Consider the following 22,478-nt stretch of genomic DNA (forward strand, 5'->3'; position numbering starts at 1 on the left):
CACGGAGATCGAGCGGGTCGACCTGATCATCCGCCTGAAGGCGAAAGAGCTTTAGAGCGGGATCAAAAGCCCGTGTGCTTCTAGCCCCCGGTGCCTCTAGCGCAGAGACTCGTCTACCCGTATTCCCCAGATCGCCGACCTGTGTACCCAGCCGCTGAGGCCGGACACTTCGATCTCGCACCATTCCTGCGCGCAGCTTTCCAGCCAGGCGATCACGCCGGGTTCCAGATGCGCCACGGCAGGCGAGCTGTCCGCCGACTCACGCCGGAGCGTCCGGTTGCGGCCAATCACCAGCACGGAGCGGCGGCCGGACAGCATGCTCTGATGCACCCATCCCTCGGTGCCTTCGAAATCACGGACTTTCCGCCAGTTCTCGAATTCGGAGACGATCTCGACCGGCATGTTCTCCCGCACGAACACCCAGTCCACCGGATAGCGCACGCCGGGGCCGGTCCGGACATTGACCTCTTCCGCCTGGAGCGTGACGTAGCGCGGGATCGGCAGGCCGGTCACGCTGCCCACGGTTTCCGCCCGCGCCGCCGTGTTCAGGCCGGCAAGCAGGGATGTTGGCACGATCAGCAGGGCGAGGATCAGCGAGAGCGGTTTCAGAAACATGGTGCGTATCCCGGAATGAGCACCCATCCTACCACTACAATTGGGGTGGAGTAAGAGGGCGCGCCGCTATATAGCGGAGATACTTGCCGCTTTGTGGACAATTCACCGGGCGCCTGATATTTCCCGGAAGAACAGGGTATCGGGGCGAAGGATAAATCCCATGACAACCAGCAAGCCGCTTGTCATCGTCACGCGGAAGCTACCGGATCCGGTGGAAACCCGGATGATGGAGCTGTTCAATACGCGGCTGAACATGACGGACGAGCCGTTCTCCCGGGATCAGCTCAAGGCCGCCATGGCCGAAGCGGACATCCTGATCCCGACCGTCACCGACAAGCTCGACGCGAAACTGATCGAGGAAGCCGGCCCGGCCCTGAAGCTGATTGCCTCTTTCGGCACCGGTGTCGATCATATCGATGTGCCCGCGGCCAAAAAGAAAGGCATCGTCGTCACCAACACCCCCGGCGTGCTGACCGAGGATACGGCGGACATGACCATGGCGCTGATCCTTTCGGTGCCGCGCCGTCTGGTCGAGGGCGAAAAGCTGGTGCGGTCCGGAAAATGGGAAGGCTGGGGGCCGACGGTGATGCTCGGCCACCGGATCCATGGCAAGCGCCTTGGCATCATCGGCATGGGCCGGATTGGCCAGGCGGTGGCAAAGCGGGCCCGCGGGTTCGGCCTGTCGATCCATTATCACAATCGCCGCCGCCTGCATCCGGAGACCGAGCAGGAACTGGAGGCGACCTATTGGGACAATCTGGACCAGATGCTGTCCCGTATGGATATCGTTTCGGTGAATTGCCCGCGCACGCCCGCCACCTATCACATGCTGAATGCGCGGCGGCTCTCGCTGCTGCAGCCGCACGCCTATCTGGTCAACACGTCGCGTGGCGAGGTGGTGGACGAGGAAGCGTTGGTGCAGGCGCTGTCGAACAGGGATTTCGCGGGCGCGGGCCTCGATGTTTTCGAGCATGAGCCGCAGGTCGATCCGAAGCTGCTGAAGCTTTCAAACGTCGTGCTGCTGCCGCATATGGGCTCGGCGACGATCGAGGGCCGGATCGATATGGGGGAAAAGGTGATCGTGAACGTGAAGACGTTCGTCGATGGCCACCGGCCGCCGGACAGGGTGTTAGAGCTCGAGTTCTGAGTGCGTCAGCCTAAAGGGATCGGCCGAAAGGGATCAGTGGCCGAAAAAGGCACTGGCATCGCCGGAGCCAACCATCACGCCAACCAGTACCAGGCTGAATACAATGGTGAGGCCGAGAAGGGGCAGACCCCAGGACCCGCTGGCCTGGAGATCGGCTTCGCTCGGCACCACGCCGTTGCCGCCGTTTCGTTTTTTTGATTTGCGCCCATTCATAATTCGTATTCTCCCGGGCTGCCCCGAACTTCACCCGATTGCGAAATCAGCAGCCTCGTCATTATGCTCACTTGATATGTAAACATATGGTAACCGATCGGATTATTTCCAATCCGTTATCGATTATTACAGTGGCATATGACACATGCCGATCAGGACCGAATTAAGGCGAAGATCAGGCGATTTCGCGGATGGTCGGGTCGGTGCCGCACAATGCACAGCCCGGATCGCGGGCGGCTTTCATCTTCCGGAAGGTTGGGCCGAGCGCGTCATAGATCAGCAGATGGCCGGACAGGCTGCTGCCGAGATCGAGCAATTCCTTCAGAACTTCAGTGGCTTGCAGCGTGCCGATCACACCGGCGACCGCCCCGAGGATGCCGGCCTCCTCGCAGCGCGGGATCATGCCCGGCGGCGGCTCGGTCGGGAACAGGCAGCGATAGCAGGGCTCGCCCTCATGGCCGGGCACGCCGCCCCGGAAGGTCGCAAGCTGACCCTCGAAACGCAGCAGGGAGCCGGAGACCAGAGGCTTGCCGGAGAGATAGGCGGCATCATTGACGAGATAGCGTGTGGTAAAATTGTCACTGCCGTCGGCGATCAGGTCATAGTCGGCGAAGAGTGTGGCCGCGTTTTCGGCGGTCAGCCGTTCCTCGTACCGGTTCACCCGGATGCCCGGATTGATCCGGGCGACGGATTCCGCCGCCGAGGCGACCTTGGAACTGCCGACAGAGGCGGTGCCGTGGGCGATCTGCCGCTGCAGGTTGGTCAGGTCGACTTCGTCATCATCGATGATACCGAGGGTGCCGACCCCGGCCGCGGCAAGATAGAGCAGCAACGGCGAGCCGAGCCCGCCGGCGCCGATCACCAGGACGCGGGAAGCGAGAAGGCGCTCCTGCCCCTCCTCGCCGACCTCGTCCAGGATCAGATGGCGGGCATAGCGGTGGAACTGTTCGTCGTTCAGTTCCATGTGGTTTATTCCCCGAGGCCCTCGAACAGGGCGGTCGAGAGATAACGCTCGGCGAAGCTCGGGATGATGACGACGATCCGCTTGCCTTCCATCTCCGGGCGCTTGCCGATCTCGAAGGCGGCGGCAAGGGCGGCGCCGGAGGAGATCCCGGCCGGCAGGCCTTCGATGCGGGCGGCCTCGCGGCTGGTCTCGATGGCGGCTTCGTTGCTGACCTTGACGATCTCGTCATAGATCCTCGTGTCGAGAATCTCTGGCACGAAACCGGCGCCGATGCCCTGGATCTTGTGCGGTGCCGGGCTGCCGCCGGACAGCACCGGGCTGGCTTCCGGCTCGACCGCGACGACGTGGAGTTTCGGATTGCGCTGCTTCAGCACGCCGCCGGCGCCGGTGATGGTGCCGCCGGTGCCGATACCCGAGACGAAAGCGTCGATATCGCCACCGGTATCCGCCCAGATTTCCTCCGCCGTGGTGCGAACATGGATATCCGGGTTCGCCGGGTTGGCGAATTGCTGCGGCATGAAGGCGCCAGGCGTTTTGGCAACCAGCTCCTCGGCCTTCGCGATGGCGCCCTTCATGCCGAGCGGTGCTTCGGTCAGCACGATCTCTGCACCGAGGAACGCCAGCATCTTGCGGCGCTCGATCGACATGGATTCCGGCATGGTCAGGATCAGCTTGTAGCCCTTGGCCGCCGCCACGAAGGCAAGGCCGATACCGGTATTGCCGCTGGTCGGCTCGATGATGGTGGCGCCTGGCTTCAGCGCGCCCGAGGCTTCGGCGGCTTCGATCATCGCCCTGCCGATCCGGTCTTTCACGGAAGCCAGCGGATTGAAGAATTCGAGCTTGGCAAGGATGTCCGCCTTGACGCCCTTGGCTGCTGCCAGCTTCGAGACCCGGACGAGAGGGGTGGCGCCAATCGTATCGAGGATGCTGTCGTAGATTTTTCCGCGGAATTCGGTTGCGCTCATTTGGTGGTCCTCCCTTTGGGATGTCCTGTCCTGCTCAAGCTGGTCAATCCCGCCCGGCTCTTAAACGGCCGGTACGGAACAAGTGTGTGCGTGTTCGCGCGCCAGCGCTCAGCCGGTACCGGTGGAGCCGAAACCGCCGCTCCCGCGCGCCGTTTCGTCCAGCTCTTCGACTTCCTGCCAGCGCGCCTGGATCACCGGCGCCACAAGCATCTGCGCGATGCGCATGCCACGGGTCACGGTGAAGGGCTCCTGGCCGTGATTGATCAGGATAACGCCGATCTCGCCGCGATAGTCCGCATCGATGGTGCCGGGCGTGTTCACCTGGGTGACGCCGTTGCGCAGCGCCAGCCCCGAACGCGGCCGGACCTGGGCCTCGAAGCCCGGCGGCAGGGCGATGGACAGGCCGGTCGGGATTAGCGTGCGCGCGCCCGGCGCAAGAACGACATCCTCAGAAATCGCGGCCATCAGATCCATGCCGGCGCTGTCCGGTGTCTGATATTCCGGCAGGGGCAGGTCCGCGCCATGCGGCAGGCGGCGGACGCGGACGTCGACGGTGGCGGTGGTCATGCGGTGAAATGCTCCGTGATGCGGGCGGCGAGCTTCACCGCCACTTCCTTCTTGGTCAGGGTGGGCCAGTCCTCGGCGCCGTCCCCGGTGATCAGGTGAATGGTGTTGGCGTCCCCGCCGAAAGTCCCCGTCGCCGGGCTGACATCGTTTGCCATGATCCAGTCGCAGCCCTTGCGGGCGCGCTTCTCGGTGGCATGCGGGATCACGTTTTCCGTTTCGGCAGCGAAACCAATGACCAGGGCGGGCCGCTTGCCGTCGAGCCCGGAAACGGTTTTCAGGATGTCCGGGTTCTCGGTCATGGAGAGCGCCGGGATTTCCCTGCTGCCGTTCTTCTTCAGCTTCTGCGGCGCCTCCTCGGCCACCCGCCAGTCGGCGACGGCGGCGGCGAAGATGGCGATATCGGCGGGCAGGGCGGCCTCGACCCCGGCCAGCATCTGCCGCGCGGTCTCGATATGCCGGACGGTGACGCCTGCCGGATCGGGCTCCCGCGTCGGGCCGGTGACCAGTGTTACCTCGGCACCCGCCGCTGCAAGCGCCGCCGCGATGGCATGGCCCTGCTTGCCGGACGACCGGTTGGCGATATAGCGCACCGGATCGATCGGCTCATAGGTCGGCCCGCTGGTGACCACGGCGCGTTTGCCCGCCAGAGGTTTCGCCGCCGGGTCGAGTTGGGCCGCGACGGCCTCGGCAATTGCCGTCGGTTCCGCCATGCGCCCCGGCCCGAATTCGCCGCAGGCCATGTCGCCCTCGTCCGGCCCGATGAAGGAAATGCCGCGTTCGGCCAGAACCTTCACATTTTCCTGCGTTGCCGCATGGGTCCACATCCGGACATTCATGGCTGGGGCGGCCAGCACGGGCGTGTCGGTCGCCAGCAGCAGGGTGGAGGCCAGATCGCCCGCCAGCCCGGCCCGCATCTTCGCCAGTAAATCGGCAGTGGCGGGGGCGACGACGATCAGGTCGGCGGAGCGGGAAAGCTGGATATGCCCCATCTCCGCCTCGTCGGTGAGGGAGAAGAGATCGGTATAGACCTTGTCCTCGGTCAGCGCCGACAGGCTGAGGGGCGTCACGAACTCCTCGCCCGCTTTCGTCAGCACCGCGCGCACGGATATCCCGCGCTTGCGCAGCAGCCGCACCAGCTCCAGCGCCTTATAGGCGGCAATACCGCCACCGACGATCAGCAGAACCCGTTTGCCGGAGGACATGTCCCGACCTTTCAGATGTCTCAGACGAGGCGGACTCTAGGGCGCCGGGGGTGGACGTTCAAGCTGCGTTCTCGGTTGTTTGTTGTGCCGGAGGGATTGTAAACATCAATTCAGTGTGTATAATTATACACATGAAAAGTGCTGCCGTGATAAAGCTTCTGGAAGCCGACGGCTGGCGTCAGGTCCGGGTGACCGGGAGTCATCATCACTTCAAGCACCCGACGAAGCCTGGATTGGTCACGGTTCCGCACCCAAAGCGCGACCTGCCTGCAGGGACGCTGCGGAGCATCGAAAAGCAATCCGGCGTAAAACTGAGGTGACGCAATGAGATACTATGTAGGCATCATTCACAAAGATGACGGTAGTGAATACGGAATCTCGTTTCCGGACTTTCCGGGATGTGTGTCTGCCGGAGTGTCTGTCGAAGAGCTGAAGACTGGGGCCGAGGAGGCCCTTGCCGGGCATATAGATCTGCTTTTGGAAGACGGTGTGGATATCCCGCCTCCGTCTTCGGTCGAAGATATCATGGCCGATCCGGATTTTGCCGACGGGATGCCGGTCTTGATCCGGGTTGCTAAAATCGAGGACCGGACCGTGCGGGTGAACATTACGCTGAAACAGTCGGAACTCGGCGCCATTGACCGGAATGCGGCAATGCACGGTGTAAGCCGCTCTGCCTATATCGCGAAAGCGGCTGTCGGCGGTCAGTGGCGAAGCCGGTCCGAAACGGAGCCTTTCACGGGTCTTGCCGGGCCCTCAAAGTCTCACTGAAGGGGCTACCCCGCCTTCCGCAACTTCGCTGCGTCAATCCTCGCGCGCGCCATCCGGTCCGCCACTTCGCCCGCAGGCAGATCAAGCCGGGCGGCTTCGGCGAACACCCCGTCCAGAGTTTCCATCAGGCAATCCAGCCGCGCCTGCACCCAGACAGGGTCGTAGCGTCCGGAGATTTCGGCGGCGACGTTGATGATGCCGCCGCCATTGATGACGTAATCCGGGGCATAGAGAATGCCGCGCTGTTTCAGCAGCATCTCGCTTTCAGGCGTGTCGAGCTGGTTGTTCGCGGCTCCGGCGACGACCGGGACTTTCAGGCGCGGAATGGTGTCCGGGTTCAGCACCGCTCCGGCGGCGCAGGGGGCGAAGATATCGGCGGGGGCGTCGTAGATCTCGTCCAGGGCAACCACGCGGGCGCCGAGTTCCCGTTCCGCCTTTTTCAGGGCGATCTCGTTCACGTCGGTGACGATCAGGCTGGCTCCGGCTTCGTGCAGCAGCTTTGCCAGCGCATAGCCGACATGGCCGATGCCCTGGATGGCGACGGTCAGGCCTTTCACGCTTGGCCGTTCCAGCTTGTGTTTCACCGCGATCCTGATGCCCCGGAAAACGCCTTCGGCGGTCACGGGCGAGGGATCGCCGCTTGCCGCCTTGCCGGATTTGAGTCCGGCGACATAACGGGTACGGCGGGCGACCTTCTCCATATCCTCGGGGCCGATGCCCATGTCTTCCGCGATCCAGTAGGCGCCGCCGAGCCGTTCGACGGCATCGCCGAGGCTTTCAAGAAAGGCGTCGCTCTTGTCCGTCGCCGGATTGCCGATGACCACGGCCTTGCCGCCGCCGAGCGGCAGTTCGGCCATGGCGTTCTTGTAGGTCATGCCGCGCGAGAGGCGGAGCACGTCGGTCAGGGCTTCATCGGCCGAGGCATAGGCACGCATCCGGCATCCGCCTGCGGCGGGGCCGAGGGCGGTGGAGTGAATGGCGATGATGGCGCGCAGACCCGTTTCCGGGCAGGACGCATAGCTGACAGTCTCGTGTCCGTCGAAGCTGGGCGAGTCGAAGGCGGTGGTCATGGCATCTCTCCCCACATGCAAGTCCATGTGCTGACCGTATGAAAACCGCTTACCGAAACGGATTTCGGGCCGGCCGGTTTCTACCCATGAATGTGGGGCAAGAGAGGCGGAATTTCCGGTCGTATTTGGATCGGAACCGGACTAACCGGTGCCCGAAACGCCTGTTCCCGGCAATAAAACTGCGTCGGAATGTCGCAGATGGAGACCTGCCAGCGCCTCTCAGTCGATCAGCAGCGCCAGCGCGGCGATGAAGAGGGCGAGCCAGACCGGCCAGAAGGAGCGGCGGCGTTTTGCGCTTTCCTCGGCGAACCGGGCCACGGTTTCCGGGTGCAGCTTGACGCCGCCCTCGGTCATCGAGCCCATGACCTTGTCCGTGGCCTCGATGATCTGCGGCAGCCGTTCGGCAAGGGTGATGGCGTGGGAGGCGGCTTCCTTGATCCGGGCCTGGGGGCCGCGATGCTGGAGCATCCAGTCCTCGATCATCGGCCGGGGCAACTCCCACATATTGACGTCGGGATTGAGCGTCCGGCCGACGCCTTCCGCCACCACCATGGTCTTCTGCAACAGCAGGAGCTGGGGCTGGGTTTCCATCTCGAACTGCTCGGTGATGCGGAACAATTGCGCCAGCAGCCGGGCGACGGAAATCTCGTGCAGGGGGCGGCCAAGCAGCGGCTCGCCGATGGAGCGGCAGGCCTGGGTGAAGGCGTCGATACTTTTGTGCGCGGGCACGTATCCGGCCCGGAAATGCACCTCGGCAACCTTGCGGTAATCGCCGGTCAGAAAGCCGGTCAGCATGTCGGCCAGGAAATAGCGGGTCTTCTGGTCGAGCCGGCCCATGATGCCGAAATCGACCGGGACGACGCGGCCCTGGGCGTCCACGAAGGCGTTGCCCGGATGCATGTCGGCATGGAAGAAGCCGTCCCGGAACACCTGATTGAAGAAGGCGGTGGCGGCCTGGCGCAGGATTTCCGTGGGGTCCAGCCCCATTTCCTGCAACGCTTCCAGATTGTCGATCCGGGCGCCGCGCACCCGCTCGACGGTCATGATCCGCGCGGTGGTCCGGCTCCAGTCCACGGTCGGGACCCGGAAGCCCGGATCGTCGGCAAAATTATCGGCCAGCTCGGACGCGGCGGCGGCCTCCATGCGGAGGTCCATTTCCATCTCGACGGTTTCGGCGAACAGTTCGATCACCTCGACCGGCTTCAGGCGGCGGATCCAGGGCCAGTGCTCTTCCAGCAGCTCGGCGATCCAGAGGAACAGGTCGAGGTCGCGGGCGAACCGTTTCTCGATATCGGGCCGCAGGATCTTGACGGCGACGTCCTCGCCCTCGGTGGTAACGGCGAAATGCACCTGGGCGATGGAGGCGGCGGCGACCGGTTTTTCCTCGAAGCTGCTGAACACCTCGCCGATGGGGCGTTCCAGCTCTTCTTCCAGCATGCGCTTGGCGATGGCGGCGGAGAAGGGCTTCAGGCGGTCCTGCAGTTGAGAAAGGTCATGCGCCTGTTCCTCGCCGATCAGGTCCGACCGGGTGGCCAGAGACTGGCCGAACTTGATGAAGCTGGGGCCGAGGGCGCTGAGCGCTGCCGCCAGTCGCTCGCCGGGTCGCAGCCGGTCATAGCGCCGGTCCCGGAACAGCAGCACGAAGCGCGCCGCCAGCGCGAGGGCGGGTGCCTGCGGAATGTTGGCGAGTGGTGCCAGCGCCCCGTGCCGGGCGAGTATCCAGGCCGAGCCGCAGAGACGGATGAGGTTGCGAAGGGCGCGCCACATAAGGGTCAGATCTTCCAGGCGGAATGAATGGCCGCGATGCCGCCGGAAAGATTGCGGTAGCGGATACGGCCGAACCCGGCCTCCTCTATGCGATCGACAAAACGCTCCTGATCCGGAAATTTCCGGATGCTTTCGGCCAGATAGAGATAGGCGTCGCGGTCGTCCGCGACACGGGCGCCGATTTCCGGCAGCACCTTGAAGGAATAGAAATCATACACCGGGTCGAGCGCCGGCAGGGCGAGGCGGCTAAATTCGAGGCAGAGGAAACGCCCGCCCGGCTTCAACACCCGGCGCGCGTCACGCAGGGCGGCGTCGATATCGGTCACGTTCCGCAGGCCGAAGGCGATTGTATAGAGATCGACCGAATTGCTTTCGATCGGCAGCATTTCGGCATTGCCGACGGTCCAGGTCAGTTTTTCGATGCCGTTTTCCGCCGCCCGCTCCCGGCCGACGGTCAGCATCGCCTCGTTGATATCGCAGACAATCACCGGCCCGCCGCCCCGCTCCCGGTAGCGGAAGGCGATATCGCCTGTGCCGCCGGCCACGTCCAGCAGGGTGAGGTCCGGGCGCGGCGCCACCCAGTCCATCAGCGCGGCCTTCCAGAGCCGGTGGATACCGAGGCTCATCAGGTCGTTCATCAGGTCGTAGCGTCCGGCGACGGAGTCGAAAACCTCGCGCACCAGCCCGGCTTTCTCGCCGACGGGCACATCCTTGAAGCCGAAATGGGTGGTGGCGTTCTCAGTCATCGCATAAATCCCGCTGCCGCATGGAGACGGTCACCAGGATCGTCCCACCCGTGATCTAGCCCAGAGTGAGCGGCAATCCAACAGGAGAAGCAAGATGCCCCCGGTCGCGCTTGCCGATGCCTGCCCGCTCCCGTACAGAGAAACAGGATGCGGAAGCGAAGGAGTGCGGCGTGCCGGAACTGCCCGAGGTTGAAACCGTGATGCGCGGCCTGCAGCCCTTCATGGAGGGCAAGCGGCTGGTGCGTGTGGAGCAGCGGCGGCCGGATCTGCGCTGGCCGTTTCCAGAGGATTTCGTTGACCGGCTCGAAGGCCAACGGGTCGCAAGCATGTCGCGGCGGGCAAAATACATGCTCGTCCATATGGAAGACGGCACGGTGCTGATCTGGCATCTCGGCATGTCCGGCCGGGTGACCATCGACGAGACCCGACCGCCCGAGCTGGACCGGCACGACCATGTTGTCTTCACGACAGAGGACGGCACCGTGATCCGGTTCAACGATCAGCGCCGGTTCGGTTCCATGGATCTCGCCATGGAAACCGAGATTCCGGCGCACAGGCATTTTGCCGGGATGGGGCCGGAGCCGTTGTCCAATGCTTTCAACGGCCCGGCGCTGGCCGCTGCCCTGAAGGGCAAGCAGACGCCGATCAAGGCGGCTTTGCTGGATCAGAAGGTGGTCGCGGGGCTCGGCAATATCTATGTTTCCGAGGCCCTGTTCCGCTCCGGCATTTCGCCGTTGCGCAAGGCCGCAAACGTGCAGGGCGCGCGGGCCGAGCGGCTGGCGGGGGATATCCGGGAAGTGTTGCAGGCGGCGATCCGGGCCGGCGGCTCCACGCTGCGGGATCATGCCCGGCCGGACGGGGAACTCGGTTACTTCCAGCATGAATTCGCCGTCTATGACCGCGAGGGCACGGCATGCCCGGTGGAGCCCGGTCACGGACCGATCCGCCGCATTGTCCAGTCCGGCCGGTCCACTTTCTATTGTCCACGCTGCCAGCGGTGAGGTAGAAGCTGCCATCATGTCTATCCGGCACAACAACAAGCGCGGGTCCGCACTCCGGGCGCTTCGGCTCCTTGTCAGAGTGTTTGTCTTCGTCCTGCTGCTGGCGTCTGCCCGGGCGGGACTGGCGGCGGACAGCTTTGTCGAGGGCTTTGCCGATCTGCCCCTGATGCCGGGCCTCGAACAAATTCCCGATGCCTCGCTGGCATTCGATGCGGCCAGCGGACGGATCGTGGTGGCCTTTGCCCGCGGACCTCTGCCCGTTGCCGGCATTCAGTCCTTTTATGCGGAGACCCTCGGCCAGCTCGGCTGGACCCGGGCGGGAGAGAATACCTACCAGCGTGAGGGGGAGAGTCTGACGCTGGATTTCACACCGGACGGCGAGGATACGCTGGTCCGGTATTCCTTATTGCCTAGATGACCGGCGGGCTTGTCCCGCCGGCGCGCAACGGATGAATGGGAGCGATCCGATGGCATATGAGAACATTCTGGTTGAGAAGAAGGGGGCCGTCGGCCTCATCACTCTGAACCGGCCGAAGGCGCTGAACGCCCTGTCGAGCGCGCTGATGGCGGAGCTGGGCAAGGCGGTTGCCGATTTCGAGGCGGACGACGAGGTCGGCTGCATGGTGCTGACCGGTAGCGAGAAGGCTTTCGCCGCCGGTGCCGACATCAAGGAGATGCAGAGCAAGAGCTTCACCGACGTGTTCAGTGAGGATTTCATCACCAGCGGCTGGGAAGACATTACCCGGTGCCGCAAGCCGGTGATCGCGGCGGTCTCGGGCTATGCGCTCGGCGGCGGCTGCGAAGTGGCGATGATGTGCGATTTCATCCTGGCCGCGGACACGGCGAAATTCGGCCAGCCGGAAATCACCATCGGGACGATCCCGGGATCCGGCGGCACACAGCGCCTGACACGCTTCGTCGGCAAGTCCAAGGCCATGGAAATGTGCCTGACCGGACGCATGATGGATGCGGAGGAGGCCGAGCGGTCGGGTCTTGTGAGCCGTATCGTTCCGGCCGCCGATCTGCTTGAGGAAGCCCTCAAGGTGGCGGGGAAAATCGCCGATCTGTCCCGTCCGTCCGTGTTGATGGCGAAGGAAGCGGTCAACCGGTCCTACGAGACCACCATGGCCGAGGGCGTGAAGTTCGAACGGCGGCTGTTCCACGCTACCTTCGCGACCGAAGACCAGAAAGAAGGCATGTCCGCATTTGCGGAAAAGCGGCAGCCTAGTTTCAAGAACCGCTGATTCTGAAATCAGTTGGATTTACGCGGTTGACGTGACGGGAGACTCTCGTCTATAAGCCGCCCTCTTGAATTTCCGCGCATCGAGCTGGGATTAGAAGCAAATGGCGCAACATCAGTCTGCCAAAAAACGTATTCGCCGTAACGATCGGCGCCGGGTCATGAACCACGCCCGGATCAGCCGTATTCGTACCTTCGTGAAGAAGGTCGAACTGGCGATCGACAGTGGGGACAAGGAAGTCGCTCAGGCCGCGTTCAAAGCCGCGCAGCCGGAAATGCAGCGTGGCGTGACCAAGGGTGTCCTTCACCGGAACACCGTGTCGCGCAAGCTGTCGCGTCTCTCTGCCCGGATCAAGGCGATCTCCGCTTAATCCGGACGTCCTGACGAATACTTGAGGTAAAAGCCGCGGCCTTGGGCCGCGGCTTTTCCTTTTGGTGCTTCCGGCGAGGAAGACCGTGGCTCCCGGGGAGTCATGACGATCAGGTTACGGTTTTATGTAAAAAGCGTGACGAAAATCGCGATAATTCAGATCGGCGATCAGGGCGGAATCATGCGTGACGCCGGGAAATTTCAATAAAAACAATTGCTTAATTGTGTATTTCCGAGTGGTGGAATTGAAAGACGATGTCATCGCTTAAGGACGGAATTCAAGGCGTTGATTCAAAGTGGAGATTGATTCTGTCAAGGAAAAGATCGGCGCTTCCGGCGAAAAAAAATCGTCATTTTGGATAGAGTCACGGTTGCGTCCGGAAAAGCACTTGGGTAGTTTGACTGCCTACTGCCGCGCCGGAGTGAAAACAAAATGAATAAGATTATTCAAAACCTCAGGCACGGTATTCGTTTAACGCTACGGTTTGACCGGGCATTCGGAACGAACGCCAAGTAAAACTTTTAGCGTTTCTAAGATTTATTTCGCATAGCCCGAAGAGTGTAAGAAATCGCTAGGGCGATTCTCTCTGGGGAAGGTGCGTCTGGACAGAGACTTTTTCGGCCAACTGGTCAATACATCGGATGGGGCGTTGGGATGGCCAGGGGCGAGCTGGAAAAGGAGTCGAGAAGAGGTTTGAATGTGTGGGGTGAATTCGGGCCGCAACGACAGGTCGCCGGAGGTCAGGGCATGACAGCCGGCATTTCAGGCGATGATGAGCTGTGTTGGGCGCGTGTGCGGGGCAGACTCCGGACCGAGCTCGGTGACGCGGTTTTCCGGAACTGGCTGAAGCCGTTGACCTTCGAGGGTATCGACGAAGGCACGGCGATCATGCGGGCGCCGAGTCCCTTTGTCCGTGACCGGGTCCGGTCGCAATATTCCGACCGCCTGCGGGCGATCTGGTCGGTCGAACATACCGATGTGAAATCCATTGCCATCTTCGCGTCCAGCCGGGGCCGCTCCGAGAGCAGCCGGGACGAGGCGGCGGATGCTGCGATTGAGACGGACATGCCGGAACCGGCGCCGCGTCCCGCAGCGCTGAGGGCGCCCGCTGTTCATGGCTCTTCCGGCTCTGACGAGCGCCCGGATTTCGAGGCGCCACTTGATCCGCGCTTCACTTTCGACAATTTCGTCGTCGGCAAGCCGAACGAGCTGGCTTTTGCCGCCGCGCGCCGGGTCGCCGAGAGCGAGACGGTGCCGTTCAACCCGCTGTTCCTTTATGGCGGTGTCGGTCTTGGTAAGACCCATCTGATGCACGCCATCGCCTGGCATGTCCGGCAGCGGCATCCGAACAGGCGGGTGATTTATCTCTCCGCCGAAAAATTCATGTACCAGTTCATCCGGGCCCTGCGTTTCCGCGACACGGTCTCGTTCAAGGAGCAGTTCCGGTCGGTCGACCTGCTGATGATCGACGATGTGCAGTTCATCAGCGGCAAGGATTCCACCCAGGAAGAGTTTTTCCACACCTTCAACGCGCTGGTGGACCAGAACCGCCAGGTGGTGATTTCCGCCGATAAATCGCCGACCGACCTCGAAGGCATGGAAGAGCGTCTGCGCTCGCGCCTCGGCTGGGGGTTGGTTGCCGATATCCATCCGACCAACTACGAGCTGCGCCTCGGGATCATGCAGTCCAAGGCCGAGCGCCTCGGCGTCGAGATGCCGGAGAAGGTGCTCGAATTCCTGTCCCACAAGATCTCCTCCAACGTCCGCGAGCTTGAGGGCGCGCTGAACCGGATCGTCGCCCATTCGACGCTGGTCGGCCGGGATATTTCGCTGGAGATGACCCAGGAGGTTCTGGCCGATCTGCTGCGCGCCAATGACCGCCGCGTGACGGTTGAGGAAATCCAGCGCCAGGTGGCCAACCATTTCCAGATTCGCCTGTCGGAGATGCATTCGGCACGCCGTTCCCGCGCGATTGCCAGGCCCCGGCAGGTGGCGATGTATCTGTCCAAGCAGCTGACCTCGCAGTCACTGCCGGATATTGGCCGGAAATTCGGCGGCCGGGATCATACGACGGTGCTGCACGCGGTGCGAAAAGTCGAGGAATTGCGCGGCCTGGACAAGCAATTCAACGACGATGTCGACCTGCTCCGCCGCATGCTGGAATCGTGATCTTTCGGGGTTGGCTCGGGCGCCGTCCGTAATGGGTCAGCAGCACGAACTTTTTTGCCTTTGAAACTACCGCAAGCGCGATGCACTTGTGCTATAGTTTCATGCGCTTGTCTCATGCGGAGGCGCTCGCTCGCCGATGGGTCGGCGATTGGGGGATCAACTTTCCAGCCGATAAGTAGAAGAATATGAAAATCGTTATTGATCGCGCGGCTTTGCTTAAGCCTCTCGGACACGTCCAAAGTGTTGTGGAACGCCGGAATACGATCCCGATCCTGTCAAATGTGCTGTTGAAAGCGCAGGACGGGCGGCTCGGTCTGAGCACGACCGACATGGACATGGATATTGTCGAATCCGTGGCCTGCGATGTGTCGGAAGCCGGGATCGTGACGGTGCCGGCCCATACCCTCTACGATATCGTCCGCAAGCTGCCCGATGGATCGGATGTCGAGCTTGCCGCGACTGGCGATGTCAGCCGCGTGACGATCCGCGCCGGCCGCTCCAATTTCTCGCTTCCCGCTTTGATGCCGGAGGAATTTCCGGCACTCAGCGGCGATGCGCTGCCCCACAGCTTCGTCATCAGCGCGGCGGATTTCTGCATGCTGATCGACCGGAGCCGGTTCGCGATCTCCACCGAGGAGACCCGCTATTACCTGAACGGTATTTTCCTGCACGCGGCGGAAGCCGATGGCGTCAAGGTGCTGCGCGCGGTGGCGACCGACGGTCATCGTCTCGCCCGGGTACAGATGCCGCTGCCCGAAGGCGCGGCGGACATGCCTGGCGTGATCGTGCCGCGCAAGGCGGTGAACGAAATCCGCAAGCTGATCGACGGCGTCGAGGGCGAGGTCACGATCTCGCTGTCGGACACCAAGCTGCGGGTTTCCTTCGAGGACACGGTGGTCACCACCAAGCTGATCGACGGGACGTTCCCGGATTATGAGCGGGTGATCCCGAGCGGTAACGACAAGATGCTGCATGTCGACCGGCAGCGCTTCTCCGAAGCGGTGGACCGCGTGGCGACGATCTCCACGGAAAAATCCCGGTCGGTGAAGCTTGCCGTCACCAGCGGCCAGTTGACCCTTTCCGCCAGCAGCCCGGACAACGGGACCGCCCAGGAAGAGGTCGAGGTCGATTACAGCGCGAGCGATATCGAGATCGGTTTCAATTCCAAGTACCTTCTGGACATCACCAGCCAGATCGAGGGGGAGCGGGCGATCTTCCAGCTCGCCGACCAGGCCTCGCCGACGATCATTCTGGATCAGGATGATGAAAGCGCGCTTTACGTGCTGATGCCGATGCGCGTCTGAGGACCGCCCGGTCCAGGGTAACGAGGCCAGCACGAACGGAAATGTTGAACGCATTGCGAAACACGGACATGTCCCGAACGACGCCCGCACCGGTGCCGACCAGCACCGGACGGGTCTCGCCGCGCGTCAGCCGTCTGTCCGTGACCGCGTTTCGCAATTATGGCGCGGCCCGGATGGATGTTTCGTCTTCGGCGATCGTGCTGACCGGGCCGAATGGCGCCGGCAAGACCAATTTGCTTGAAGCGGTTTCTTTCCTGACCCCCGGGCGCGGCCTGCGCCGGGCCAGGATTTCCGAGGTTGGGCGGGCCGCTGCCGATGGAAGCAATGCCGCCTGGGCCGTTTCGGCCGAGGTTGGCGGCATGATCGGGTCCGTGCAGATCGGCACCGGCCGCGATCCGGGCCCCGAGGGCACCGGCCGCGACGGCGGCGAGAAACGTCTGGTGCGGATCGACGGCGTGCCGGCGAAGAGCCAGACCGTGCTGGCCGAGCATCTGGCGGTTTCCTGGCTGACACCGCAGATGGACCGATTGTTCATCGAGGGCTCCTCGAACCGGCGGCGCTTTCTGGACCGGCTGGTCTATGCCTTTGATCCGGACCATGCGACGCGGGTGAATGCCTATACTCACGCGCTGCGCGAACGGGCGCGGCTGCTGCGGAACGGCACACGGGACCGTGCCTGGTTCGCGGCGCTTGAAGAATCCATCGCTGAAAAGGCGGTTGCCATCGCCGCCGCCCGGGCGGGACTTGTGGCGCGGCTGAATACGGTGACGGCGGCGGGCTCGGGCCCCTTTCCGGGAGCCGAGCTCAGCCTCGACGGATATGTCGAAACGGAGATTGCCACGCGGCCGGCGCTTGCGGTCGAGGATGAGCTGAAGGCGCGGCTGGAAAAGGCCCGGCGCCTCGACGGCAGCGAGCCGGCGGCTGTTCCTGGCCCGCATCGCAGCGACCTCGAGGTCAGGCATATGACCAAGGGCATGATGGCGCCGCATTGCTCCACGGGGGAGCAGAAAGCGCTGCTGATTGCCATTGTGCTCGGCCATGCAAGGCTGGGCGCGTATGAAACCGGCGCGGTTCCCGTGCTGTTGCTGGACGAGGTGGCTGCCCATCTCGACAGCGGCCGCCGGGCTGCGCTTTACGATATTCTCCTCGCGCTTGGCGGGCAGGTCTGGATGACCGGCACCGACCGGGCGCTGTTCGCGTCCCTTGAGGGCGCAGGCCAGTTCTTTGCCGTTGAAGACGGCGAAGTACGGGCCGATTGATCACCTGAAGGACTAGGAGCCGACATGGCACAAGATGATCTTCCGGAAGAAAACGGCGTGACCAGCGAAGACGCTGAATATGGCGCCGAGTCGATCAAGGTCCTGCGCGGCCTTGATGCGGTCCGGAAGCGGCCGGGCATGTATATCGGTGACACCGACGACGGCTCGGGCCTGCACCACATGGTCTACGAGGTGGTGGACAACGCCATCGACGAGGCGCTGGCCGGGCATTGCGATCTGGTGACGGTCACCCTGAACGCGGACGGATCGGCGACGATTACCGATAACGGGCGCGGCATTCCGGTGGATATCCATTCCGAGGAAGGGGTTTCCGCCGCCGAGGTCATCATGACCCAGCTCCATGCCGGCGGTAAGTTCGACCAGAATTCCTACAAGGTCTCCGGCGGTCTGCACGGGGTCGGTGTTTCGGTCGTGAACGCATTGTCCGAAGTTCTCGAACTCCGGATCTGGCGAAACGACAAGGAATACCTGATCCGCTTCCGCCATGGCGAAGCCGAGGGACCGCTGGTTGTGGTCGGTCCGGCGAACGGCAAGAAGGGCACGGAGATCACGTTCCTGCCCTCGACCGAGACCTTCACCAAGACAGTGTTCGACTTCAAGACCCTGGAGCACCGGCTGCGCGAACTCGCCTTCCTGAATTCCGGCGTGCATGTCCTGCTGAGCGACAAGCGCGAGGCGGAGGAAGTCGCCGTCGACCTGTTCTATGAAGGCGGCCTGAAGGCGTTTGTCGATTATCTCGACCGCAATCACCAGCCCCTGCATGACTCGATCGTGGTTACCGGCGAGCGCGACGGGATCACCGTCGAAGTCGCCATGCAATGGACCGACAGCTATCACGAGAACACGCTCTGCTTCACCAACAACATCCCGCAGCGCGATGGCGGCACGCACCTAGCCGGTTTCCGCGGCGCCATGACCCGGACCATCAATGCCTATGCGCAGGAAAGCGGGATCGCGAAGAAGGAAAAGACCCAGCTCAGCGGCGACGATGCCCGCGAGGGTCTGACCTGCGTGCTGTCCGTGAAGGTTCCGGATCCGAAATTCTCCTCCCAGACCAAGGACAAGCTGGTCTCCTCCGAGGTCCGGCCGGTGGTCGAGTCGATCCTTGGCGAGCGTTTGCAGCAATGGTTCGAGGAGCATCCGCAGGACGGCAAGAAGATCGTTTCCAAGGCATACGAAGCCGCCGCGGCCCGCGAAGCTGCCCGCAAGGCGCGTGAGCTGACCCGCCGCAAGGGGGCGCTCGATATCGCCAACCTGCCGGGCAAGCTGGCCGACTGCCAGGAGCGCGATCCGTCGCTCTGCGAAGTCTTCCTGGTTGAGGGTGACAGCGCCGGCGGTTCCGCCAAACAGGCGCGGGACCGGAAGACCCAGGCCATCCTGCCGCTCCGAGGCAAGATCCTGAATGTGGAGCGGGCCCGCTTCGACAAGATGCTGTCCAGCCAGGAAATCGGCACCATCATCGCCGCCCTCGGCACCAGCATCGGCTCGGAGGAATTCAACGCCGACAAGCTGCGCTATCACAAGATCATCATCATGACTGACGCCGACGTGGACGGCAGTCACATCCGGACTTTGCTGCTCACCTTCTTCTTCCGGCAGATGCCGGAGCTGGTGGAACGCGGCCATCTCTATATCGCCCAGCCGCCGCTTTACCGGGCCAAGAAGGGCAGCTCGGAGACCTATCTGAAGGACGACCGGGAGCTGGAAGCCTATCTGATCAGCAACGGCATTGACGGGGTGACCCTGAAGCTTGCCGACGGCACCCAGATGTTCGGCCCGGATCTTGAGCGGATGGCCGAACAGGCGCGCGATGCCAAGACCCTGATCGAACCGCTGGTCCGCCGTATCGGCTCTGCCTTCGTGGTCGAGCAATGCGCGATTGCCGGTGCATTGAGCCCGGAGCTGCTTGCCGACCCGGAGCGGGCGACCAAGACGGCAACCAGCATTGCCGAACGGCTCGACGCGCTTTCCGAGGATATCGAGCGCGGCTGGACCGGTCATTTCGACGCCGACAATATCGAACTGGTGTTCGAGCGCACCCTGCGCGGCGTGACCGAGCGGTACCGGATCGATCAGATACAGGTCCGGACGCCGGAAGCCCGCCGTCTGACCGGCCTCGCCGAAGAGCTGTCGGCGACGTTCGGCACGGAAGCAACGCTGCTGATGAAAGACGCGGAACGGCCGATCCATGGCCCGATCGCCCTGATCGAGGCGATCCAGGAAAGCGGCCGCAAGGGTCTCACCGTGAACCGGTATAAAGGTCTCGGCGAGATGAACCCGGATCAGCTCTGGGAAACCACGCTCGACGTCAACCAGCGCACCCTGTTGCAGGTCCGGGTCGACCATCTGGACGAGGCGCAGGAAATCTTCTCGACGCTGATGGGCGACGTGGTCGAACCGCGCCGGCTGTTCATTCAGGAAAACGCACTGAAGGTGGCTAACCTGGATATCTAGCCATTTGGCTTCTTATATGTTCCGTTGAGTCTTAATGAGCGATTACATCTTTGTAATCGCTCATTATTCTGGGTGCCAGACGACTCTTTCAAGGCGGTCTCGTTGTGCTTGGGGGAGTGCGGCATGATTAAACGCGGTGTGGTTTTCTGTCTTGCGCTGAGTCTCGCGGCCTGTGCGGGCCGTGAGCCGATCCCGGTCTCGACGTCCAATGCGCTGGACCAGCAGATGAGCTGTCTGGAGCTTGATCGGGAGGTTGGCCGAAACAACGCCTCGATGCGGGTTCTGGTCGGCGAGGACAATGACAGGACCGGGCGCAACATCATGGTCGGGGCGGTTGGTCTCCTGTTGTTCTGGCCTGCTCTGGCGGCGCTGGATTTCAAGGACGCCGCGGGCAAGGAAATGGCCGCCCTGGATTCCCGAAACGACATGCTCGGCGAACTCGCGCGGCAGAAAAACTGTACAATCCAGGTGGCTTTGAGCTCGGAAGCCGCGAAAGAGGCATACGAAGCGAATTTCGACGAGGACGGAAATCCGGTCGAGACGCCCGAGACCGCCTGGGAAGAGCCGTCACCCGCCATCGTGCCCGTCGCCATGACCGTGCAGCCAGATTCCACGCCAGTTCAGGAAAAGCCCGCTGCCACCGCTCAAGGGACCGGCGGCCTGAAATTTCTGATGGATGCATTTCTGCGTGGCGAGATCGACCAGGCCGAATATGAACGCCGCCGGATAGCCCTCGGGCTCTGACCGGCCGTTCCTGGAGCCGCCTCAGAACTGGTTGAGCGGCAATTTCAGATACCGCACGCCGTTCTCTTCCGGCTCCGGCAATTGTCCGGCACGGACATTGACCTGGATGGCGGGCAGGATCAGCTTCGGCATGTCGAGGGTCTTGTCCCGGGCCTCGCGCATGGAGACGAAGCTCTCCTCGTCGGCACCGTCCTTGAAATGGATGCTCCGGGCCTTTTCCTCCGCGACACTTGTCTCGAAGGCAATCTCGCGGCCGCCCGGCTGGTAATCGTGCCCGACGAAAATCCGGTAATTGTCCGGTTGTGACAGAATGCGCTGGACCGAGTGGTACAGGGTGCGGGCATCGCCACCTGGAAAATCGCAGCGGGCACTGCCGAAGTCCGGCATGAAGATCGTGTCGCCGACAAACAGCGCATCCCCGATCCGGTAGGTCAGGCAGGCCGGCGTGTGGCCGGGTGTGTGCATCACCTCGCAGTCCAGATTGCCTATCCTGAAGCTCTCGCCATCCTGCCAGAGATGCTGGAACTCGTTCGGCTCCTCGCTCAGATTCTGCAGATTGAAGACCGGTTTGAAAACGTCCCGGACATCCTTGATGTGCGAGCCGATGGCGATGCCGACCTCAAGTTCGCGGCGCATATAGGGCGCGCCGGAAAGATGGTCCGCATGGGCATGGGTTTCGAGCAGCCAGGCCACATGCAGATCCTTCTCCCGGACATAGGCCAATACCTTGTCCGCGCTCTCGGTGAAGGTCCGGCCCGAGGCGGCGTCGAAATCGAGCACGGCATCGATGATGACGGCCTGCTGTGTGTCCGGACAGCTGGCGACATAGGTGATGGTCGATGTCCGCGTGTCGAAAAAACCTTCGACCAGAGGTTTCGTCAGGTTGTTCACGGCGTTTCTCCCGGAAAAGGCTTGTTTCTCCTTCTGCGATTTAATATATAAGCAATATCTTATATATGTAAACAGGATGATTCGGGATTTGTGAATGGCGGGGCTCCCCCTTGAGGTCATGGAACGGAAGGCATCGGAGGTCGCGGACTTCCTGATGGCCGCCGCGAACAAGAACCGGCTCATGGTGCTGTGTCATCTGGCGGAAGCGGGGGAGCTGACGGTGAATGATCTCGCGGCCCGGCTCAACCTCTCGCAGCCCGCCCTGTCCCAGCATCTGGCCCGCATGGCGGAGGAGAAACTGGTCGCGGCCCGGGCCGAGGGACGCAGTCGGTATTACGCGCTGACACCGGGGCCGGTCAGCGATCTGCTTGCCGTTCTACAGAAGCATTTCTGTCCGCCTGAAGAGGCGGGCGTTGCGGCCGAATAGACGGTCGAAGGAAGGAAAAGCCATGCAGACAAATCACCAGGAACTCCCGGGCATCGATGCCCAGAGCGCCGCGCCGCGGATCGAAGGCGGAAAGCTTGTGCTGATCGATATTCGCGAGCCGGACGAGCGGGCGCGGGAATGGATCGCGGGATCTGTTGCTATTCCGCTGTCCGCCTGGAAGTCCGCAGATCTTGCCCCCTATCGCAATAAAGCCGTCCTGCTCCATTGCCGTTCCGGCAACCGGACCATGATCAATGCCCCGCTTTTTGCGGAAGCCGGATTTGCCTCCGCTGCTTTCCTGGAAGGTGGCATTGAGGGCTGGAAGGATGCGGGCCTGCCGGTCACGCGGAACAGGAAAGCGCCGCTGGAAATCATGCGGCAGGTGCAAATCATTGCCGGATCGCTGGCCTGTGCCGGCGGGCTTGCGGGCTATCTGGCCGATCCGGTCTATGCCCTGATCCCGGCTTTTGTCGGCGCGGGCCTGCTGATGGCCGGGGTGACCGGCTGGTGCGGCCTTGCCCGGTTGCTGGGCCATATGCCCTGGAACAAACAGGCATCCGCCTGAGTGTA

Annotated in this window: 24 protein-coding genes; 14 read left to right on the forward strand and 10 right to left on the reverse strand. The window is 62.7% G+C overall.

Going from position 1 to position 22,478, the window contains the following annotated elements; all coding sequences use genetic code 11:
- Positions 1–96 precede the first annotated feature (96 nt).
- Complete coding sequence (locus tag AAC126_RS13795) at positions 97–615, reverse strand: SH3 domain-containing protein (protein WP_339854260.1); 519 nt, start codon at positions 613–615, stop codon at positions 97–99.
- 160 nt (positions 616–775) lie between these two features.
- On the opposite strand from AAC126_RS13795, the gene AAC126_RS13800 reads away from it, so the two are divergent.
- Positions 776–1,762, forward strand: a complete 987-nt coding sequence (locus AAC126_RS13800; protein WP_339854262.1) for a D-glycerate dehydrogenase — start codon at positions 776–778, stop codon at positions 1,760–1,762.
- 33 nt (positions 1,763–1,795) lie between these two features.
- Here the strand turns inward: AAC126_RS13800 and AAC126_RS13805 are convergent, their stop codons facing one another.
- The 5 genes from AAC126_RS13805 to coaBC all read right to left on the reverse strand — a co-directional run bounded on the left by AAC126_RS13805 (position 1,796) and on the right by coaBC (position 5,673).
- Positions 1,796–1,975, reverse strand: a complete 180-nt coding sequence (locus AAC126_RS13805) for a hypothetical protein (protein ID WP_339854264.1) — start codon at positions 1,973–1,975, stop codon at positions 1,796–1,798.
- A gap of 175 nt (positions 1,976–2,150) precedes the next feature.
- Positions 2,151–2,939 (reverse strand): molybdopterin-synthase adenylyltransferase MoeB, encoded by a 789-nt coding sequence (moeB, locus tag AAC126_RS13810; RefSeq protein WP_339854266.1) that lies wholly within the window; start codon positions 2,937–2,939, stop codon positions 2,151–2,153.
- 5 nt (positions 2,940–2,944) lie between these two features.
- Positions 2,945–3,904 (reverse strand): cysteine synthase A, encoded by a 960-nt coding sequence (gene cysK / locus AAC126_RS13815; protein WP_339854267.1) that lies wholly within the window; start codon positions 3,902–3,904, stop codon positions 2,945–2,947.
- A 108-nt stretch (positions 3,905–4,012) separates the two neighbouring features.
- The gene (dut, locus tag AAC126_RS13820) at positions 4,013–4,471 is read right to left on the reverse strand and encodes a dUTP diphosphatase (protein WP_339854269.1); all 459 of its coding nucleotides are present in this window, start codon (positions 4,469–4,471) and stop codon (positions 4,013–4,015) included.
- Positions 4,468–5,673, reverse strand: a complete 1,206-nt coding sequence (coaBC, locus tag AAC126_RS13825) for a bifunctional phosphopantothenoylcysteine decarboxylase/phosphopantothenate--cysteine ligase CoaBC (protein ID WP_339854271.1) — start codon at positions 5,671–5,673, stop codon at positions 4,468–4,470. Before coaBC ends, dut begins: the two co-directional genes overlap by 4 nt.
- A 131-nt stretch (positions 5,674–5,804) precedes the next feature.
- Here coaBC and AAC126_RS13830 point away from each other — a divergent pair, with 131 nt between their 5' ends.
- Both AAC126_RS13830 and AAC126_RS13835 read left to right on the forward strand, forming a co-directional pair.
- Positions 5,805–5,993, forward strand: a complete 189-nt coding sequence (locus AAC126_RS13830; RefSeq protein ID WP_339854273.1) for a type II toxin-antitoxin system HicA family toxin — start codon at positions 5,805–5,807, stop codon at positions 5,991–5,993.
- Positions 5,994–5,997: 4 nt separating this feature from the next.
- Positions 5,998–6,444, forward strand: a complete 447-nt coding sequence (locus tag AAC126_RS13835; RefSeq protein WP_339854275.1) for a type II toxin-antitoxin system HicB family antitoxin — start codon at positions 5,998–6,000, stop codon at positions 6,442–6,444.
- 5 nt (positions 6,445–6,449) lie between these two features.
- On the opposite strand, the gene AAC126_RS13840 is transcribed toward AAC126_RS13835, so the two are convergent.
- The 3 genes from AAC126_RS13840 to ubiE all read right to left on the reverse strand — a co-directional run bounded on the left by AAC126_RS13840 (position 6,450) and on the right by ubiE (position 10,027).
- A complete protein-coding gene (locus AAC126_RS13840) occupies positions 6,450–7,514 on the reverse strand; it encodes a Glu/Leu/Phe/Val dehydrogenase dimerization domain-containing protein (RefSeq protein ID WP_339854276.1) in 1,065 nt (354 codons plus the stop codon).
- Between the two features lie 219 nt (positions 7,515–7,733).
- A complete protein-coding gene (gene ubiB, locus AAC126_RS13845) occupies positions 7,734–9,281 on the reverse strand; it encodes a 2-polyprenylphenol 6-hydroxylase (protein WP_339854278.1) in 1,548 nt (515 codons plus the stop codon).
- Positions 9,282–9,286: 5 nt separating this feature from the next.
- Positions 9,287–10,027: a bifunctional demethylmenaquinone methyltransferase/2-methoxy-6-polyprenyl-1,4-benzoquinol methylase UbiE gene (gene ubiE / locus AAC126_RS13850; RefSeq protein WP_339854279.1), complete on the reverse strand. Its 741-nt coding sequence runs from the start codon at positions 10,025–10,027 to the stop codon at positions 9,287–9,289.
- Between the two features lie 170 nt (positions 10,028–10,197).
- Here ubiE and mutM point away from each other — a divergent pair, with 170 nt between their 5' ends.
- From mutM to AAC126_RS13895, 9 genes are all read left to right on the forward strand, one after another.
- Positions 10,198–11,028 carry a bifunctional DNA-formamidopyrimidine glycosylase/DNA-(apurinic or apyrimidinic site) lyase gene (gene mutM, locus AAC126_RS13855; RefSeq protein ID WP_339854280.1) on the forward strand — a complete coding sequence of 277 codons (831 nt, stop codon included), beginning with the start codon at positions 10,198–10,200 and terminating at the stop codon, positions 11,026–11,028.
- 16 nt (positions 11,029–11,044) lie between these two features.
- Positions 11,045–11,446 (forward strand): hypothetical protein, encoded by a 402-nt coding sequence (locus tag AAC126_RS13860; protein ID WP_339854281.1) that lies wholly within the window; start codon positions 11,045–11,047, stop codon positions 11,444–11,446.
- Positions 11,447–11,495: 49 nt separating this feature from the next.
- The gene (locus AAC126_RS13865) at positions 11,496–12,272 is read left to right on the forward strand and encodes an enoyl-CoA hydratase (protein WP_339854284.1); all 777 of its coding nucleotides are present in this window, start codon (positions 11,496–11,498) and stop codon (positions 12,270–12,272) included.
- A gap of 100 nt (positions 12,273–12,372) precedes the next feature.
- Entirely contained in the window at positions 12,373–12,639 is a 267-nt protein-coding gene (rpsT, locus tag AAC126_RS13870) for a 30S ribosomal protein S20 (protein WP_323797962.1), read from the forward strand.
- A gap of 747 nt (positions 12,640–13,386) precedes the next feature.
- A complete protein-coding gene (gene dnaA, locus AAC126_RS13875) occupies positions 13,387–14,808 on the forward strand; it encodes a chromosomal replication initiator protein DnaA (protein ID WP_339854285.1) in 1,422 nt (473 codons plus the stop codon).
- Between the two features lie 185 nt (positions 14,809–14,993).
- Positions 14,994–16,112, forward strand: coding sequence for a DNA polymerase III subunit beta (gene dnaN, locus AAC126_RS13880; protein ID WP_339854286.1), 1,119 nt, complete (start codon positions 14,994–14,996; stop codon positions 16,110–16,112).
- Between the two features lie 68 nt (positions 16,113–16,180).
- A complete protein-coding gene (gene recF / locus AAC126_RS13885; RefSeq protein ID WP_339854288.1) occupies positions 16,181–17,371 on the forward strand; it encodes a DNA replication/repair protein RecF in 1,191 nt (396 codons plus the stop codon).
- Between the two features lie 24 nt (positions 17,372–17,395).
- Positions 17,396–19,846: a DNA topoisomerase (ATP-hydrolyzing) subunit B gene (gyrB, locus tag AAC126_RS13890; RefSeq protein WP_339854289.1), complete on the forward strand. Its 2,451-nt coding sequence runs from the start codon at positions 17,396–17,398 to the stop codon at positions 19,844–19,846.
- A gap of 123 nt (positions 19,847–19,969) precedes the next feature.
- The gene (locus AAC126_RS13895; protein WP_339854291.1) at positions 19,970–20,590 is read left to right on the forward strand and encodes a hypothetical protein; all 621 of its coding nucleotides are present in this window, start codon (positions 19,970–19,972) and stop codon (positions 20,588–20,590) included.
- A gap of 21 nt (positions 20,591–20,611) precedes the next feature.
- On the opposite strand, the gene AAC126_RS13900 is transcribed toward AAC126_RS13895, so the two are convergent.
- On the reverse strand, positions 20,612–21,481 hold the full coding sequence (locus AAC126_RS13900) for an MBL fold metallo-hydrolase (RefSeq protein WP_339854293.1): 870 nt from the start codon (positions 21,479–21,481) through the stop codon (positions 20,612–20,614).
- Between the two features lie 94 nt (positions 21,482–21,575).
- Between AAC126_RS13900 and AAC126_RS13905 the strand changes: the two genes are divergently transcribed.
- Together AAC126_RS13905 and AAC126_RS13910 are read left to right on the forward strand one after the other, a co-directional pair.
- Positions 21,576–21,908 carry a metalloregulator ArsR/SmtB family transcription factor gene (locus AAC126_RS13905; protein WP_339854294.1) on the forward strand — a complete coding sequence of 111 codons (333 nt, stop codon included), beginning with the start codon at positions 21,576–21,578 and terminating at the stop codon, positions 21,906–21,908.
- 22 nt (positions 21,909–21,930) lie between these two features.
- Complete coding sequence (locus AAC126_RS13910) at positions 21,931–22,473, forward strand: rhodanese family protein (RefSeq protein WP_339854295.1); 543 nt, start codon at positions 21,931–21,933, stop codon at positions 22,471–22,473.
- The last annotated feature ends 5 nt before the right edge of the window (positions 22,474–22,478 follow it).

Origin of the sequence: uncultured Nisaea sp., from assembly GCF_963974195.1 — a bacterium.
GTDB lineage: Bacteria > Pseudomonadota > Alphaproteobacteria > Thalassobaculales > Thalassobaculaceae > Nisaea.